This is a genomic window from Bacteroidota bacterium (genome assembly GCA_016194975.1).
In the GTDB taxonomy this organism is placed as follows: Bacteria; Bacteroidota; Bacteroidia; order Palsa-965; family Palsa-965.
The window spans coordinates 1-17,959 of sequence record JACQAM010000015.1 but is presented as its reverse complement, the minus strand read 5'-3'; the positions used below and the strand labels follow the sequence as shown (position 1 = coordinate 17,959).

The 17,959-nt window shown below is 43.9% G+C and carries 12 protein-coding genes; 9 read left to right on the top strand and 3 right to left on the bottom strand.

Annotated elements, in window-relative coordinates; translation table 11 throughout:
- Nucleotides 1–99 precede the first annotated feature (99 nt).
- Nucleotides 100–2,793, bottom strand: coding sequence for a valine--tRNA ligase (locus tag HY064_10120; GenBank protein ID MBI3511008.1), 2,694 nt, complete (start codon nt 2,791–2,793; stop codon nt 100–102).
- Between the two features lie 231 nt (nt 2,794–3,024).
- On the opposite strand from HY064_10120, the gene HY064_10115 reads away from it, so the two are divergent.
- The 9 genes from HY064_10115 (at nt 3,025) to HY064_10075 (ending at nt 12,498) form a co-directional block, all read left to right on the top strand.
- Complete coding sequence (locus tag HY064_10115; GenBank protein MBI3511007.1) at nt 3,025–3,636, top strand: DUF1573 domain-containing protein; 612 nt, start codon at nt 3,025–3,027, stop codon at nt 3,634–3,636.
- Between the two features lie 197 nt (nt 3,637–3,833).
- On the top strand, nt 3,834–4,190 hold the full coding sequence (locus HY064_10110) for a DUF1573 domain-containing protein (protein MBI3511006.1): 357 nt from the start codon (nt 3,834–3,836) through the stop codon (nt 4,188–4,190).
- Nucleotides 4,191–4,196: 6 nt separating this feature from the next.
- The gene (locus HY064_10105) at nt 4,197–4,637 is read left to right on the top strand and encodes a DUF1573 domain-containing protein (GenBank protein MBI3511005.1); all 441 of its coding nucleotides are present in this window, start codon (nt 4,197–4,199) and stop codon (nt 4,635–4,637) included.
- A 235-nt stretch (nt 4,638–4,872) separates the two neighbouring features.
- Nucleotides 4,873–5,946, top strand: a complete 1,074-nt coding sequence (locus HY064_10100; protein MBI3511004.1) for a DUF1573 domain-containing protein — start codon at nt 4,873–4,875, stop codon at nt 5,944–5,946.
- Between the two features lie 58 nt (nt 5,947–6,004).
- On the top strand, nt 6,005–6,478 hold the full coding sequence (locus HY064_10095; protein MBI3511003.1) for a DUF1573 domain-containing protein: 474 nt from the start codon (nt 6,005–6,007) through the stop codon (nt 6,476–6,478).
- 120 nt (nt 6,479–6,598) lie between these two features.
- Nucleotides 6,599–6,991 carry a DUF1573 domain-containing protein gene (locus tag HY064_10090; GenBank protein MBI3511002.1) on the top strand — a complete coding sequence of 131 codons (393 nt, stop codon included), beginning with the start codon at nt 6,599–6,601 and terminating at the stop codon, nt 6,989–6,991.
- Between the two features lie 2 nt (nt 6,992–6,993).
- On the top strand, nt 6,994–7,872 hold the full coding sequence (locus HY064_10085; protein MBI3511001.1) for a DUF1573 domain-containing protein: 879 nt from the start codon (nt 6,994–6,996) through the stop codon (nt 7,870–7,872).
- A 260-nt stretch (nt 7,873–8,132) separates the two neighbouring features.
- Entirely contained in the window at nt 8,133–11,531 is a 3,399-nt protein-coding gene (locus HY064_10080; protein ID MBI3511000.1) for a methylmalonyl-CoA mutase family protein, read from the top strand.
- Between the two features lie 346 nt (nt 11,532–11,877).
- Nucleotides 11,878–12,498, top strand: coding sequence for an aquaporin family protein (locus HY064_10075; GenBank protein MBI3510999.1), 621 nt, complete (start codon nt 11,878–11,880; stop codon nt 12,496–12,498).
- A 16-nt stretch (nt 12,499–12,514) separates the two neighbouring features.
- Here the strand turns inward: HY064_10075 and HY064_10070 are convergent, their stop codons facing one another.
- Complete coding sequence (locus tag HY064_10070; protein MBI3510998.1) at nt 12,515–12,928, bottom strand: hypothetical protein; 414 nt, start codon at nt 12,926–12,928, stop codon at nt 12,515–12,517.
- Nucleotides 12,929–13,211: 283 nt separating this feature from the next.
- On the bottom strand, nt 13,212–17,639 hold the full coding sequence (locus HY064_10065; protein MBI3510997.1) for a hypothetical protein: 4,428 nt from the start codon (nt 17,637–17,639) through the stop codon (nt 13,212–13,214).
- Nucleotides 17,640–17,959: the final 320 nt, after the last annotated feature.

Sequence of the window (17,959 nt, the reverse complement as noted above, 5' to 3'; positions counted from 1 at the left end):
GATCGGGTTATTGAGGTATTAGGGTAAGGGGGTATTAAGTTATTACGTTTTAAAATGATTTGCCTGAATACCTTCTTACCCCAATACCCTAATACCTTATTAAAGATTCGCCAACTGTTGTTCAATCGCCCTGATCTTACTCTCCGCATCCGCCTGTTTCTTTTTTTCCATTTCGATCAATTCGGGTTTTGCATTTGAAACGAATTTCTCATTCGCCAGTTTTTTCTGAACGGAAACGAGGAATCCTTTATTGTATTCGAGTTCTTTCGCAAGACGTTTCTTCTCTTCTTCGGCGTCGATTTGAATAGGTATAAACAATTCAACAGTACTTACCATGAAACCGTAAGCTCCTGTAATTTTCTCCGTAGTGTACTTGTACGAGTTAAGATTTGAAAGTTTGATCACAATCGGGTCAAGACGGCAAGGAGTTGAGCGCTCCACTTTACTCATTTCAAAAACATCAAGCTTTTCTTTCGGAGAAATATTTCTTTGCTGACGAAGATTACGGATAGTGCCAACAATTTCTTTCAGCACTTCAACTTTGGCGATAATGTCTGTATCAGATTTTTCTTCCTTCGGCCACGGCGCAACAATGATCGCGTCAGTTGCTTTTCTTTCTGCGAGATGATGATACAACTCTTCGGTAATAAATGGCATGAATGGATGCAAAACTTTCATCAACTTTTCGAAGATGAGTGTTGTTGCATCAAATGTTTTCTGATCAATTGGATTTGCTTTTCCCCGTCCGCCTGGGGCATCCCCGTCCGTACCGGCACGGGCGGGCGGGCGGGCATCCACGAAATCCGGCTTGATCATTTCGAGATACCACGCGCAGAAATCATCCCAGATCAGTTTGTAAGTTGACATGAGTGCATCCGACAAACGGAATTTAGAATAATGATCGTTGATCTCTGCAAGTGAAGAATTGAATTTAGCATTGAACCATTCCACGGCGATCTTCGAAGAATCTGGTTGCGGAATATTTTTATCAACGGTAAATCCGCTCAGCAAACGAAACGCATTCCAGATCTTGTTCGCAAAATTTCTTCCCTGTTCGCAAAGCGATTCATCGAACGGAAGATCATTTCCTGCGGGCGAGCACAGGAGCATGCCCACGCGCACACCATCGGCACCGAATTTATCAATGAGATCGAGCGGATCGGGAGAATTCCCCAGCGACTTCGACATTTTTCTTCCCTGCTTGTCGCGGACAATTCCGGTGAGATAAACATTCGAAAAAGGTTTGTCGCCCATGTATTCATAACCGGCAATGATCATGCGCGCCACCCAGAAAAATAAAATTTCAGGAGCAGTAACAAGATCATTCGTCGGGTAATAATATTTCAGATCAGCATTTGCATTTTGTTTTCCGTTCGCAAAAACTTTCGGATCGAAAACAGAAATTGGCCAGAGCCATGAAGAGAACCAGGTGTCAACTACATCTTCGTCTTGGATGAGATCTTCAATTTTTAATTTTGAATTTTTAATTTTGAATTGCGCGATGGCTTCTTCTTTTGTTTTTGCGACGACGAAATTCCCATCAGAGTCATACCATGCAGGAATTCTTTGTCCCCACCATAATTGTCTCGAGATGCACCAGTCATGCACACCTTCCATCCAGTATTTGTAAGTGTTGATGAATTTTTCCGGGATGAGTTTAATATTCGCATTCACCACATTCTCCAATGCCGGTTTTGAAATTTCTTTCATCGACACATACCACTGCATGGAAAGGCGCGGTTCGATCACCGCATTCGTTCTTTCGGAATAACCAATATTGTTTTTGATTTCCTCAACTTTTACAAGATGCCCCTTCTCCTCAAGATCTTTTATAATTTTTTTCCTGCAAGCGAAACGATCGGCGCCAATGTACAATTGCGCCGCTTTACTCATCGTCCCGTCAGGATTCAGAACATCGATCGATTCGAGTTTGTGTTTTTTACCAAGTTCATAATCATTCTTGTCGTGCGCGGGAGTAACTTTAAGAGCGCCCGTTCCGAATTCTTTGTCAACGTATTCATCAAAAATAATGTTGACCGCACGATTCACCAATGGGACAATTACTTTTTTCCCTTTTAAATTTTTGTAACGCTCATCATCCGGGTGAACACAAACAGCCGTATCGCCGAGAATAGTTTCCGGCCGCGTAGTTGCGATCGTCATAAATTCATTGGAATCCTCTATTTGGTATTTCACATAAAAAAGTTTCGACATTGCTTCCTTCATGATCACCTCTTCATCGGAAACCGCGGTGAGTGCGGCACAATCCCAGTTCACCATTCTTGTGCCGCGGTAGATGTATCCTTTTTTATAGAGATCAATGAAAACATCGGTCACGGCTTCACTCAGTTCTTCTTCCATAGTGAAACGCGTGCGTTCCCAATCGCAGGAAGCGCCGAGTTTTTTCAGTTGCTCGAGAATTATTCCGCCGTATTTTTTTTTCCATTCCCACGCATACTTCAGAAAATCCTCGCGTGAAAGATCTTTTTTAGAAATGCCTTTTTCTTTCAGCAATGCAACAACTTTCGCTTCGGTAGCAATGGAAGCATGGTCGGTGCCGGGAACCCAGAGTGCATTTTTTCCGAGCATGCGCGCGCGACGCACGAGCACATCCTGGATCGTATTGTTGAGCATGTGGCCCATGTGCAATACACCGGTCACATTGGGAGGAGGAATCACAATGGTGTAAGGTTCGCGATCATCAGGAACGGATCGGAAAAATCCCTTCTCCATCCACCAGTTGTACCAGTGGTCTTCGGCGGCTTTCGGGTCGTATGTTTTGGAGATCTCCATAGCGGATAAAAAGAAACAAAAATAAAATTCCAGGCACCAGGTTCCGGGATATAAAAACGGATCTTTTTGGGATTTGGAATTTTTAGTTTTGAATTTTTACTCTACATTCGTTTTCCTCTATTTTCAGAGGGACGTAAAGCTAATAATTTTGCTTCGGAAGTTCCGGTTTATGGCACGATTTTAGCTGAAAAAAAGTAAAACACTATAACCAGAAAACAAACAAACAATCACATGAAAAAGATTTTCCTCATTCCTGTGTTTCTCGTTGGTGCAATGACATTCGCACAAGCGCAGAGCACCACAACGACCACCACCACAACTGCCGCACCTTCCACATCCGGAATGCAGCGCGAGAACGGGCCGGTGATGACCTTCACGATCACTTCCTACGATTTCGGAAAGATCAAACAAGGTGATATTGTTACAAAAGAATTCAAATTCAAAAACACGGGTAAAGAGCCGTTGATCATCAATGAAGCTCACGGTTCATGCGGATGCACCGTTCCTGATTGGCCGAAAGAGCCGATCAAACCGAATGGAGAAGGCGTAATTAAAGTTACGTTCAACTCTACCGGGAAAATGGGACAACAGGATAAGACGGTTACCATCACTTATGATACCGATCAAACAGTTGTGTTGCATCTTACAGGAACTGTAGAAGCTCCTGCTGCAACTTCAACTCAGGGTGGCGGAACAGCAGCTCCTGCAAATGGAGGTGGCGGAACAGGCGCAACAAATGGAACAGCAGCTCCTGCTCCTGCTAAACCAGCACCAAAAACAGCATCTACAGTTTCTACCGCACCTGCAAAACCTGCAGACGGAACAAGCACAGGCGGAAATTAATTTTCACGAGTTTTTCTTTTTCTCCAATGAAAAAGTTCATCCTATCAGCAGTACCGGTTTTGTTGTTCGCTTGTTTGCACGCGCAGACAGCAACAACAAAATCTCCTGCTGCTAATTCTGGCCCTGCACAAACGGGCAGCAGCACAACAACCAAGACTACTGCAACTACTGTAGATCCCGGTTATAAGTTTGACGTGATGACGCACGATTACGGAACGATCCAGAAAGGAGGCGAGCCATATTGCGAATTCAAACTCACAAATACCAGCAAGCAACCGCTCGTGATACAGGAAGCGCATGGCTCTTGCGGATGTACAATTCCCGAATACACGAAAGAGCCGATCAAACCTGGCGAGACTGTTACGATAAGAGTTCATTATGATACGAATCGCATTGGGCCATTTGAGAAAACAGTAACGATAACTTTCGTCGGAAAAACCGATCCCGCAATTCTGCACATTCATGGAATTGTTGAAGCCCCTCCTGCAGAGACTCCATTCCCGCAACCGGGAGATGGAAATTCAAACGGAGGTGTGCCGGTAAATAATGGTTGAATTGAAATGAAAAAAATTCTCCTTGCCATCGCAGTTGTTTTCGCAGGAATAAAAATTTCTGCGCAGACTTCCGGATCAGCCGATCCGAATGCACCGGTCATTTCTTTTGAAACAGAAGTGATCGATTTCGGAACGGTGCAGCAGGGAAGTGAACAAGTACGCACTTTCAAGATCACGAATACCGGAAAAACTCCATTGGTAATTTCAGGCATCAAAGGACAATGCGGTTGCACAACATTTCCTGATAATTATCCGAAAGATCCTATTCCGCCGGGAGGAAGTGCAACGTTCAAAGTGAAATATGATACCAGCGTGCGTGTCGGAATGTTCGATAAAAAAGTAATGGTCTATTCCAATGCATCAAATAATCTGGCGGGTGGATATGTGGAAGTGAAAATAAAAGGCAATGTAGTTTCAGCCGGTGTCTCTACCTCCGGAGGAAACTGAGTTTGGTTAAATACCAGGAAGAAGGCCGGCGGGAGACCGGCTTTTTTCATGCCCGCGCGGGATTACTAAATACGAAATCCCGAACGCGTTCGGGAAAAAATTACGAAATATGAAACGCGGGGGGGCATTGCGATCCCGATTTTAATCGGGAGAAGCAATCTTGCGGGAGGCCTTTTGTATTTCGTAATCTATGGTATCGCGGTGTGATTTTTGTAGTTTAAGTGAAAACGTTTTCGTGAAAAAAAATTCACTCTTACTTTTCTTTTTTTTATTTCCACTTTTTTTACAGGCGCAGAAAAAAAATGCAATCGACGAAATTCTTATCATTTTTGATTCTGTGGAATATCATTTCGGTTCGGTTGAACAGGGAACCATTGTCGAACATGATTTTCATTTCACCAATAAAGGAAGAGAACCGTTTCGTTTTACCGAGGGACATACTTCAACAAGTGCTGCAATTGTTAGTTATCCACTCGAATCTGTTGGGCCCGGAGTTTCCGGAAAAATAAGTTATCGGTTTGATACGAATGGGAAAATGGGTCCACAGGAAAAAACAGCTTCGCTTTCTATCAGTTGCGGAATGAAAGATTCAGTGATCGTTTTGCGAATTAAGGGAAATGTTTTTCGTCCTCCGGATCCCAATGCGCCAGTCCCGGTTTTTGATTCTGTCGTTTATGATTTCGGTACGGTGCTGCAGGGAACAATTATTGAGCACGATTTCAAATTCACGAATAAAGGGAAATTGCCGATTGTAATTTCAAATGCAACCGGTTCATGCAATTGTGATGATGAGGAATATTCGAAAGAACCTGTTCCGCCGGGAAAATCAGCGACAGTGCGTTACAGGTTTGATACGCAGGGCAAAATGGGTTACCAGGATAAAATAGCTACGATCACATTCACCAATAGCGAAGTTCAAACTAATTATTCTGAAAATAGAATTGTGATCCATACCTGTGGCCATGTCATTCGCGACACAACAAATGCTCCGTTCATGAAATTCGATTCCACATCGTATCATTTCGGAAAAATTCATGAGGGAGAAATTCTTGAACACGAATTTCATTTTAAGAATACGGGTAAGACACCGTTGGTTATTATGGAATGTCACTCCGCATGCAATTGTGATAACACAAATTATCCGCAGGATCCGATTCCTCCGGGAGAATCAGGCGTGATAAAATACAGACTCGATACCAACGGCAGGAGCGGCCCGCAGAGTAAAACCATCACGATCTCTTACTATCCCGAACAAATTATTGTATTGCACGTTTACGGAGAAATTATTCCAGCCGCCAATGGGAATTAACTTTATGTGGCTTAATTTTTGCAATATTATATTTACCTTAACCTTCTAAATCATTGCTATGAAAAAGATACTGCTTCTCGCTTCTTTCGCCTCACTGTTCGTGCTCGGCGCAAATGCACAACCCCAGACCACACCGAGCGTTGATCCGAATGCACCGGTAATGAAATTCGAAACCGATACGATGAATTTCGGTACCGTCACACAAGGAACGATCGTTGAACGCGATTACAAATTCACGAACACCGGAAAAACTCCGCTCGTGATCACCTCCGCTTCCGGTTCCTGTCATTGCACCGTTCCTTCTTATTCTACTGAACCTATTGCTCCCGGAAAAAGCGGCGTCATTCATGTTCGTTTCGATTCCAATGGAAAAATGGGTTACCAGGATAAAACAGCAACCATCAATTCCAATAATAAAGATGGTACGGTGATCATTCATTTGCGCGGAACAGTAACTACCGCCCCAGCTGCGCCTGCTCCGGGTGCGCCCGATCCTTCGCGCGGTGGCGCTCCCACGAACGGGGGGAACTAAGAAATATTAAAAAAGAAAAATTCAAATTCCAACGCGCAAGACTGCTTCACTTCGCTCGCAGTGACCGGCGCTTCTTTTTTGGAATTTGAATTTTATTTTTTTGATTTTGCTTCTTCATTCATGAAAAGAAAAATATTCATACTGCCCCTGCTGCTCATCGCTGCCGCTTTTTCCGGAATGCGCGTCTCTAACCCGGCCGTGATGACATTCGACGAAGTGAAATACAATTTCGGTTTCATTCACCAGGGCGATGTGGTTTCTCACGATTTTAATTTTACGAATACCGGCGACGAACCGCTACTTATTACTGATGCAACTGTCGCATGCAAATGCACGACGGTCGATTTTCCGAAACAACCCATTGCAAAAGGACAGAAAGGAACGATCAAAGTCACGTACGACAGCAAGAGTGCAATGGATCGCCAGGAGAGAACAGTCGCCGTTACATCAAACGCTTCTAATTCGCCGGCCACGCTCACTTTCAAATGTGTTGTGCTCAAAGCGAAGAACTGATCATGAAAGTTTTATTTTTTTTCATCTTCACTTTTTTTTATTTCCCTTCATTTTCCCAGGATTACGAACCTTCCACCGATCCGAACGGCCCGCAGATAAAATTCGATCGCACGGAGATCATCGATTCGATTACCATTGATGATCTTACTCCCGGCGAAAAAACGGTGGAGCGAAATCATTACGATTTTCCTTTTACCAACACGGGAAAAGAACCCTTGCTCGTTGGTTATTCGCGCGGATCAGATCCTGATTTCAATTGCGAATATCCGCATGAACCGATAAAACCGGGAGGGCATGGTACGATCGTCATCTGCGCTTCATCTTGCAAATGGAATATGGATAAAACGTATCACATCAATTCCAATTCCGTAGTTCCTCAAATTATTCATCTCAGGAGAGTGAAAGCATTCAACGATTCCGATCTGTGTGTCGCCAGAAAAAAATTTGAAAGTCATTGCATGAAAATGTATGTCGATAGTTTGCCGTATGCAAAACGCGATTCACTCAAACATTCCGGTGATCATTACCTCACGGATGAATCTTATTTTCTTGTCGACACTACTCAGCAATATTTATTTATCGATGATCACGGTGTGTACAACAAGGCAGATGTTACGTTTTTCAATAAAGATCCGGACCTTCCCTCACGAACGGTATTGCGAATTAAAAAAGAATGCGAAAAAGAACAATACAAGAAAGGCGATGTGATGAACGTGCAGTTTTGTTACGACGATCATTACCAGCTCCTGCGCAAAACAACATTAACATTGAAAGAATTAAAAAATAAAGAAACCGGCAAACCTGTTTTTACAGAAGAAGACACGAATTATAAAAACGGGCAGGTTGTCGATCATAATAAGTTCGACATCTATGACGAGTGATAGATGGAGAAGGATTTTTTTTTAATTGATGGTGAGGAGCGCAACACCTGTTCTTCAAATTTCCTTTCGTCCCGTCCGTTGGCCGGGGCTACACAGCACCTTTCGTAGCACTGAAGTTTCTTCATCATTCGCCGTTCGTTGGGCTCATCCCGGCTGTGTGAATGAATTTTTACTAACCGATAGGATGCCGATCACTTTTCTCCATTGGCAAAACCACTCATAAAACGTAACTTTGTCTTTCTTCTCTCCCGGTTCAAATAATGCAAGAAGCAAAACCATATCATCCCAAAAACAAGATCCGTATTGTTACGGCGGCGTCTTTGTTCGACGGGCATGATGCAGCCATCAATATCATGCGCCGCATTATCCAGTCGAGCGGCGCCGAAGTGATCCATCTCGGCCACGACAGGAGTGTTTCGGAAATTGTGAATTGTGCTATACAGGAAGACGCAAATGCTATTGCCATCACTTCGTACCAGGGCGGGCACATGGAATATTTCAAATACATGTACGATCTGCTGAAAGAAAAAGGTTGTGGCCACATAAAAATTTTCGGTGGCGGTGGCGGAACCATTCTTCCTGAAGAAATAAAAGAATTGCAGAAATACGGCATTGAAAGAATTTATCATCCCGATGATGGCCGCTCTATGGGATTGCAGGGAATGATCAACGACCTCATGAAGAAATCAGATTATGCAACGGGCGTGAATCTGAACGGGGAAGTAAAACATCTCAATGCAAAAGATCACATCGGCATTGCGCGGCTTATTTCTGCAGTAGAAAATTTTTCCGGGAAACATAAAGGCATCATCACAGAAATAAAATCACTCGCAAAAAAATCGAAAACGCCCGTACTCGGAATCACAGGAACAGGAGGCGCAGGAAAATCTTCATTGGTAGATGAACTCGTCCGTCGTTTTCTCATCGACTTCCCGGAAAAAACAGTCGGTATTATTTCTGTCGACCCTTCGAAGAGAAAAACCGGCGGCGCATTACTCGGCGACCGCATCCGCATGAACGCGATCAATCCTGAACTTTCCGCGGGACGCGTGTACATGCGCTCGCTCGCAACACGCCAGAGCAATCTCGCGCTTTCGAAATACGTGCAGGAAGCGATCGATATTCTCAAGTCAGCCAACTTCGATCTCATCATTCTCGAAACTTCCGGCATCGGGCAGAGTGATACCGAGATCACCGATCACAGCAATGTGAGTTTGTATGTGATGACACCGGAATACGGAGCAGCAACACAACTCGAAAAAATTGACATGCTTGATTTTGCTGATGTGATCGCGCTGAATAAATTCGATAAACGCGGGGCGATGGATGCATTGCGCGATGTGCGCAAACAATTCAAACGCAATCACCAGTTGTGGAAGACCGATGATGAAAAACTTCCTGTTGTCGGCACTATCGCTTCGCAGTTCAATGATCCGGGAATGAATCACCTCTACCGGAGAGTCATTGATAAAATTGCAGAAAAGACCGGCGCGAAACTGAAATCTTCATTCAGGATCACCGATGAAATGTCGGAGAAGATTTACATCATTCCTCCTGCGCGCACGCGTTACCTGAGTGAGATCACGGAAAATAATCGCGGCTACGACAAAAAAGCAAAACAACAATCCGCAATAGCACAGGATCTTTACGCACTGAAAAAATCAATTGATATTTTCAAAAAAAATAAATCAGAAAAATCGGCAGCAGATCTCGAGAAAGAATACAAAAAATTAAAACCCGAACTCGATCCGAAGAATTTAAAACTCATTGAAGGGTGGCCGGAAAAAGCGCAGCAGTACAAAAATGAATTTTACAAATTCAATGTGCGCGGAAAAGAAGTGAAGATCAAAACGCATTACGAATCGCTTTCGCATACGTTGGTTCCGAAAGTTTGTACACCGAAATACGAAGCGTGGGGCGATCTGCTCAACTGGTTGCTGCAGGAAAATATTCCGGGAGAATTTCCGTACACGAGCGGAATTTATCCGTTCAAGCGCGAAGGCGAAGATCCCACGCGCATGTTCGCCGGCGAAGGCGGGCCCGAGCGCACGAACAAACGTTTCCATTATGTTTCATTGGGTATGCCGGCGAAAAGATTGTCCACTGCTTTCGATTCCGTAACACTTTACGGAAGAGATCCCGATCATCGTCCCGACATTTACGGGAAGATCGGAAATTCGGGAGTGAGCATTTGTTGCCTCGATGATGCGAAGAAATTATATTCCGGTTTCGATCTCGCCGATCCGAAAACTTCCGTGTCGATGACCATCAATGGCCCCGCCGCCATTCTCGCAGCATTTTTTATGAATGCAGCCATTGATCAGCAATGTGAAAAATATATCCGCGAAAACAAACTTGAAAAAGAAGTTGAGAAAAAAATCGCAGAACTTTTTGATAAGAATAAAATCAAGCGGCCAAAATATCAGGGAGAAATTCCCGAAGGAAATGATTCGCTTGGATTATTATTACTCGGCATGACCGGAGAGCGCGTTCTTCCTGCTGACGTTTACAAAAAAATAAAAGCGCACACGCTCTCGCAGGTGCGTGGAACCGTGCAGGCCGATATTCTGAAGGAAGACCAGGCGCAGAACACGTGCATTTTTTCCACCGAATTTTCATTGCGCGTGATGGGCGATGTGCAGCAATATTTTATCGATCACAAAGTGCGGAATTTTTATTCTGTTTCCATTTCCGGCTACCACATTGCAGAAGCGGGGGCAAACCCAATCACGCAACTCGCGCTCACACTTTCCAACGGATTTACATTCGTGGAATATTATTTGTCGCGCGGAATGCACATCGATGAGTTTGCACCGAATCTTTCTTTCTTCTTCTCGAATGGAATGGATCCGGAATATTCTGTGCTGGGCCGTGTGGCGCGTCGCATCTGGAGCAAGGCGATGAGAAATAAATACAATGGAAACGAACGTTCGCAGATGCTGAAATATCACATTCAGACTTCGGGCCGTTCATTGCACGCGCAGGAAATTGATTTCAATGACATCCGCACAACCTTGCAGGCGCTCTATGCGATTTATGATAATTGCAATTCACTTCACACGAATGCATACGACGAAGCGATCACCACGCCAACGGAAGAAAGTGTGCGTCGTGCGATGGCGATCCAACTCATCATCAATCGTGAATTAGGATTAGCAAAGAATGAAAATCCGATGCAGGGAAGTTTTATAATTGAAGAGCTGACCGATCTGGTGGAAGAAGCAGTGCTCACGGAATTCGATCGCATCAGTGAACGCGGCGGTGTGCTCGGCGCAATGGAAACCATGTACCAGCGCGGAAAGATCCAGGAAGAATCGCTTTACTACGAACATCAGAAACACACCGGCGAATATCCGCTCATTGGCGTAAATACATTTCTCTCTTCAAAAGGTTCGCCTACTATTCTTCCGAAGGAAGTGATACGCGCAACTACTGAAGAAAAAGAATACCAGATCACGATGCTGAAAAATCTGCACAAAGCGAATGAAAAACCTTCGACAAGCTCAGGGTCGACAACGATGCTGAAACGTTTACAGGATGTGGCGGTGAAGAATGGAAATGTATTTGAAGAGTTGATGGAGACAGTGAAATATTGTTCGCTCGGACAAATTACGGAAGCGCTTTTCGAAGTTGGCGGACAGTACAGGAGAAATATGTAACTAATCTTAGAGGCTGTCTAAAATTCATTTTTTGGAATTGTTATGATGCCATTTTTGTTCAGCCGAGGCGCATTTTGCAGGCCATAGTGGAGCGACTACGGCCAAGAAATGCAACGAAGGATGAACAAAAATGGCGCATAACAAAACAGAAGGATGAAATTTAGACAGCCTCTTATATTAGAAGCTATCTCAAAATTACTAATGAGACTTCGCGCCGGAGCCTCCCCTGAAGAATTGAAAAGCGCCTTTTTTCATCAACACCCGATTGTGAATCTCATTTGCGATCAAGCCCATCCTTCATTGCAAACTTTTTCTATTTTTGACAAAACCGCTAAAACGTATCTCCATGAAAAAATACATCACAGAAATGATCGGGACATTTTTCCTGGTATTCGCTATTTGTCTTACAGGAAATCCTTTGGCCATCGGAAGTATGCTTATGGTGATGGTGCATATAGGCGGACATATTTCCGGTGCGCATTATAATCCTGCAGTGACGATCGCGGTGTGGATCCGCAAAAAAATTGAAATAAAAGAAGCGCTGATTTACATTCTGGTGCAATTAGTGGGTGCAACACTTGCTGCAACTTTTGCGCATTATATGTACGGAAAAACTTTTCCGCTGCATCCTGATAGTACCATCAATCCGATCAAACCGGTGCTCATGGAAATGGTTTGCACTTTTGCACTTGCCTTCGTTGTCCTCAATGTTGCCACGCATTCCAAAACTGCCGGTAATTCTTTTTACGGGCTTGCGATTGGTTTCACCGTAATGGCCTGCGCTTTTTGTGCCGGAAAAATTTCGGGTGGCGCATTCAATCCTGCTGTGGGAACGGGAATGACGCTCATCGAGGTAATTTTCGGAAAAGGAACTTTCAAGGACCTGTGGTTGTACATCGTTGGCCCGGTCGGCGGCGCGTGTATTGCCGGAATTCTTTTCGTGGTGATGAACCCTGAAGAAAAATAATGCGTGTGATCTGCGGTTAGAAATGAAAACAATCGACCAGCCGGAATTTACCTTTCACTGATCGTTTTGTTCCGCCGATTAAATTTCGTTTCATGCGGTGAATTTTTTGAATGAGAAATTTTTCAAAGTGGAAATAATTTTTCCGGTGTTGGGTTACAGCGTTGTTTGATTGCACTTGTTGAATTGAATTTAAATCCGGATCTGCATTTACTACCGCGGAATCTGCATTGTTCGCCACAATATTCTGATTCATTTTATTCCATTCATCTTCCGCCTGCTTCTGATACTGGTGGCACGGACAGTTCGGATCGTTCGGATCCCAGTTCTTAGGATCGCTTTTGCCGAGCGAATCGGGGCCTGAAATATTTCCCGCGAAACTTTTCACTGCGAAGAGCAAAATTATTATTCCTATGTAAATTGTTTTTTTCATTAGAGTTTATATCGATTAAGATTTGCATAACAATGATTGCAAGCGCTCCATTATTAAAAACGGAGCATTTGCAAGGTATTCCCGATGCTCAGTCTGATTCATTTGAATGTCAAAAAGTTTCCTGTTTCGCATTTAGTATCTTATTCGGAATAAACTCTATTGACAGTAATACTTTCCCATGAAATATTGATTCGACATTTGAGATTCGGGATTTGAAATTTGAATATTAGCGCGGGTAAAACCAATCTTCGAATTTCAAATCCTCGAATTTCAAATTTTCAAATTATTTATTTTTCCTGATGGTGATCTTATTCATTGATGTCCAGCATTTGAATTCATTCGTGTAATAGAGATACGCTGAAGATGCAGGCGCATCAAATTCACCGGGAATTTCTGCTTTCAGATCGAGATTTATTTCTTTCACAGCATTCGCCGCCATTCCGCGATAATAGATCGCCACATTATTTCCTTTGATCTCATAATAGTCGAACACATTTTTATCCTGCAATTCTTTCAACTGCCAGGGCTGCACGGTGAATCCTGCAGGAATGCCAATGATAGCCATCGTGCTCGGGATCTCTTCGTTCTTTTTATTGGTGAGCACACAATTCAAACGAACAGTTTCACCGACATTAGCGATTGCCGATGCAAGTTTCGTGGTGAGATCCACAGCGCATTGCGATTGCGATTCAGGAAGCGAAGTGCTCCAGTTGGCAGCAACAGAATAGGGAAGAGGAGTTTTTACATTCACATATTTCACTTTCAATGTATGTTCTCCGTCGCCTTTTACAAATTGTTCGAGACTGTCAACAGTGATCGCACCTTTTTCTCCCGCTTTGTAAGTTTTTGTCGCCACTTTATTTCCGTCCATATAAATTTCGATCGTTCCGTCTTCATTTGTTTTCTTACTGAACTTCGCATACTCGGTAAGCGCTTTCAGTGCAAGAATAGTTCCCTGTGTAGAACTGAAAACTCCGTCGCCGCTGCGGCTTCCTACAATGAACTGCACTGCAGAATTAATATGCGATCCGAATTTTTCCGATGCTTTCAGCATTGCAAGAATGGAAAGTGAAGTGGTTTCGATCGTAAGCGATTGCCCCTGCGAGTAAGTGATGGAATGTGTTTTACCGGTGAAGCTTCCGTCTTTTGCCTGCTGGCTTATCAACGCATTCATCGCATCATCTCCTTTTGCAACATCGTTCAATGAATAAGAAGCGTTCGCCATCATCGCAAGTTCGTACGGATCTTTTGTATCCATCGCTTTTTTGTACGAGGCCTCGAATTCTTTTTTGATGTCGGTGTATCCTGCTTCCGCCAATGCAAACACGATGTATGAATTCAGAATTTCATCGCTGATCATTCCGAAATTGTGATAAGCATGTTGTTCGCGTTTGAATCCGCCATTGCCATCTTTGTGACTCATGAGCCACGCTGCAGTGCGATCGATCATTTTCTGATCCACATCTCCGCCTGCTTTTTTCATATCGGTGAATTCCATAATTCCGTAAGCAGTCAGTCCTTCGTGTCCCGGATTTGCGCCGAACCACTCGTACCCTTTATCGGGCGCTTCGAATGTGGTGAGGCGTTTGTATCCGCGGTTGAGCAGATCATTTGCATACGCCATCGTTTTATCGTCTTTACTATCGGTGTTGTTGAGATAATCGAGCACCATCGCATTCGGATAAGCGGTGCAGGAAGTTTGTTCGAAACAGCCATAAGGTTCCTGTAAAATTCCGGCAACACCTTTCATCAAATCACTCACCACATTGGGGAAAGCCGTGAAATTTATTTTCAGCGAACCTTTCACCATATTTTTCGGATTGAAAGAAAATTCTTTTTCTTTTTCCTGCGAAGAGAAAGAGGCGTTGACCGGAAATCCCTTCGCCGCAATTTTAATATTCTGCGTGAAGGCATCACCGAGTCCGCATGACTTGAAAGAAATTTTAAAGTCACCATAACCTATTTTATCCAGCACTTCGTAATCAAGATAAATTGTTTTAGCTGCGCCGGGCATTATGGTTTGCGCCTGCGGGATCACACTCAACGCTTTTAATCCGTCGGGAGAAGTGATCGTGAGTACTCCGCCGAGAGGTTTATCCGTATTATTTTTCAGCGTGAGCGGAATGGAAACATGATCTTCAGTTGCAACTTCCACCGGAACTTTTGTGCTCATGGCAAACGGAAGTTGCGTATAGAAATTTGCTTCTGCTCTTCCTGCTGTTCCGTCTGAAGAAATTCCCTCTGCTGTGGTTCGGAATGAAGTGATGTCATCCGAAGCATAGAACTCGATCACCTTGCGGCCTGTCCGGTCAACCTGCACATCAGGATTCCAGTAAATTGTATTGCGGAAATCAGTTCTTACATCCACATTTTCATTGTCATTGTAAACAGGGCCGGAAAATTTTCTTGCGCGGTAATAAACCATTTGCTGAATATTATTCTGTTCTCCATTTGCAATTCGCGCAATAACAGAAGTGTCTGCTGCTACTTCAAAAAGCCCATCGCGCAAATCATCCACCTGCTGATCCATTGCTGCTTTCACATCTTTCGATTTATCATCCGGTTGTGCGTGCTGTTGGTCTGCATCCACTGCATTCTGTACCACCACATTCTCATTGGCAAGAACGACTTGCCGATCCATTTCTACATTCGCTTCCTTTTCTTCCGGTTGCTTGGCAGCAGGTGCATCTTCGGCATCCATCAATTCTACACGGCCGGCGGAACGCGGTGCCCCTGCAGCTCCGGCACCAAATCCCCATCCCCAGTTATTTTTGTAATAATAATTTGTGGAATACAAATAGAAAACCTGTTCTTCTCCGTATTGCGTGAGTTGCACTTCCTGCGAAGTATAGTTCGATGCAGAAATATCCATCGTTACTGCAGAACTGAGATCGAGTTTTGTGAATGTGAAATGTCCGTTCGTGTCGGCGAGATAAGTGAAACCTTTGTTGATCATAAGATGCGCGTGATGCACGGGCTGGCCGGTGTACGCATCGATCACAGTTCCGCTGATGACTGCGCGCTCGCCCTGATATGCGACCGCGGGAAGATCGTCGCTCATTACTTTTTCCCATGTGAATCTTCTCCATCCCTGAGTCATGAGTAAATAATCAAGCGACTGATCGGCATCGGCTTCTTTCGGATCGAAGTAATAAGCGGGCTCTTCTATCTTTCCATTCACATCCTGCTGCAACAAAAGCTGCGAAAGAAGATTTCCTGATTTATCATTGGCAAAAGAAAGCAACTGATCATTCACTACTCCCACAGAAAGATCGGCGGGCACAGGCATTCCTTTGCTATCGGTAACGTTGAGTGTCATCACTACTTTTTCTCTCGGCTGATATTTTTGTTTGTCAGTAGTGATGGAAATATTCATCTGCCGGTCTTTGTTCACGAAGGCAAGACGTTCGCAGCGTGCGATTCCTTTTGCATCGAACAACGTGATCTGCGCAACGCCCATCGGGAAATTCTCGGTAGAGAAAATGAATTTGTTCAATCCTTTTTTCGCATTCACGATGGTGGAATAATAAATTTTTCCGCGCACCTGCGCAAGGAGAGAGAGATCTTCCATGTCGCCTGAATTCACACTCACGCCCACTTCCCCGCTTTTTGAATTATCGATGTTCATCACATATCCATTAGGAAGTGCGGCCGGTAATTCGAATTTTTCATTCACACCTTCGGGCTTCGTGATCTTTGCATAATATTTTTCATTGGGCTGCGGGGTAATATTAAAGGCGCCCATTCCATTATGAAAACTGGAGAACGATGCAACCTGGCTGCCTTTTTCTGTTACCACAATTCCTTCCACGTCGGCAGGTTTTCCGAATTCGTTGAGTGCATTGAATGCCACATTGCTTTGCATTCCATTAACGAGATCGCCGCCTTCCGGGAAAAGATTCATGGAAATTTTATTGAGCACAATGGGAATGGAACGCGAAACACTTTCGGTACTTCCTTCATAATCCACCATCACGTTCAGCAATCCGTCGTTCGTGGCAAGATCTTTCGGAAGATTGAAGCGGATTATTTTCACGCCCGAATCATCGGTCGATTCTGTTTTCTCCAGCAATTTAGTTCCGTTGAGGTTACTCACATAACGAATCGCATAATCCGAAAGCGGTTTATTCTCATTGGTATTCACTTCCAGTTTTGCGATCACCTCGTCACCGGGGCCGAACGCTTTTTTCTCGAATTCAAGTTTCATTTTCAGTTTGGGAAGGATGACTTGTTGCAACTGGAATTCTTTTTCAAAATAATTATTCTCTCCGTCGTTCTTCATCCAGTTCGTGTAAGCGCGGATCTTGTACAAGCCGCCTGCCTGTTCTTTTGCGAATGAGAAATCGCCGGCAGCCACACCATTATTGGCAATGATATTTATTGTTTGTGTTACGGCTCCTTTGGGATCGATGAGATCAACATGAACAATGTCACTTTTTTTCGATGGCTTCAGCGTTTGCCCGTTGCGCACAAAAACAGAAAGCCACATGGTTTCTCCCGGACTATATAAAGGTTTGTCAGTAGAAACATACACGCGGTCTTCAGGAAGTTGTTTGTTGTAATCGGATAATTTCTGTTTCACCGATTTAATAAATTCATTTTCCATCGGGAGTTGGAAATATCCTGCGGGATACAGCCATGCGAACATGGTAAAAGCTGCAATGAGCAGCGTAGCGAATCCCAGCGATTTACGGGTAATGAGCTTGTTCATGTTTATGGATTTAAGTGGATAGTCGTTGTTTAATTTCAGCAATAGGATGCGACCTGAATAATGTTTCCATAAATCCGTTAAAAGAAGTGTGAAATACCGGCGAAAAAAAATATTTTTCTGAACTTATGGAATCGTGTGGAGTGATGCATCACCGGCGAAAACTGTTTTCGGTTCGCTTATTTAGAGGCTGTTTAAATTTCATCCTTCTGTTTTGTTATGCGCCATTTTTGTCCATCCTTCGTTGCATTTCTTGGCCGTAGTCGCTCCACTATGGCCTGCAAAATGCGTCTCGGCTGAACAAAAATGGCATCATAACAATT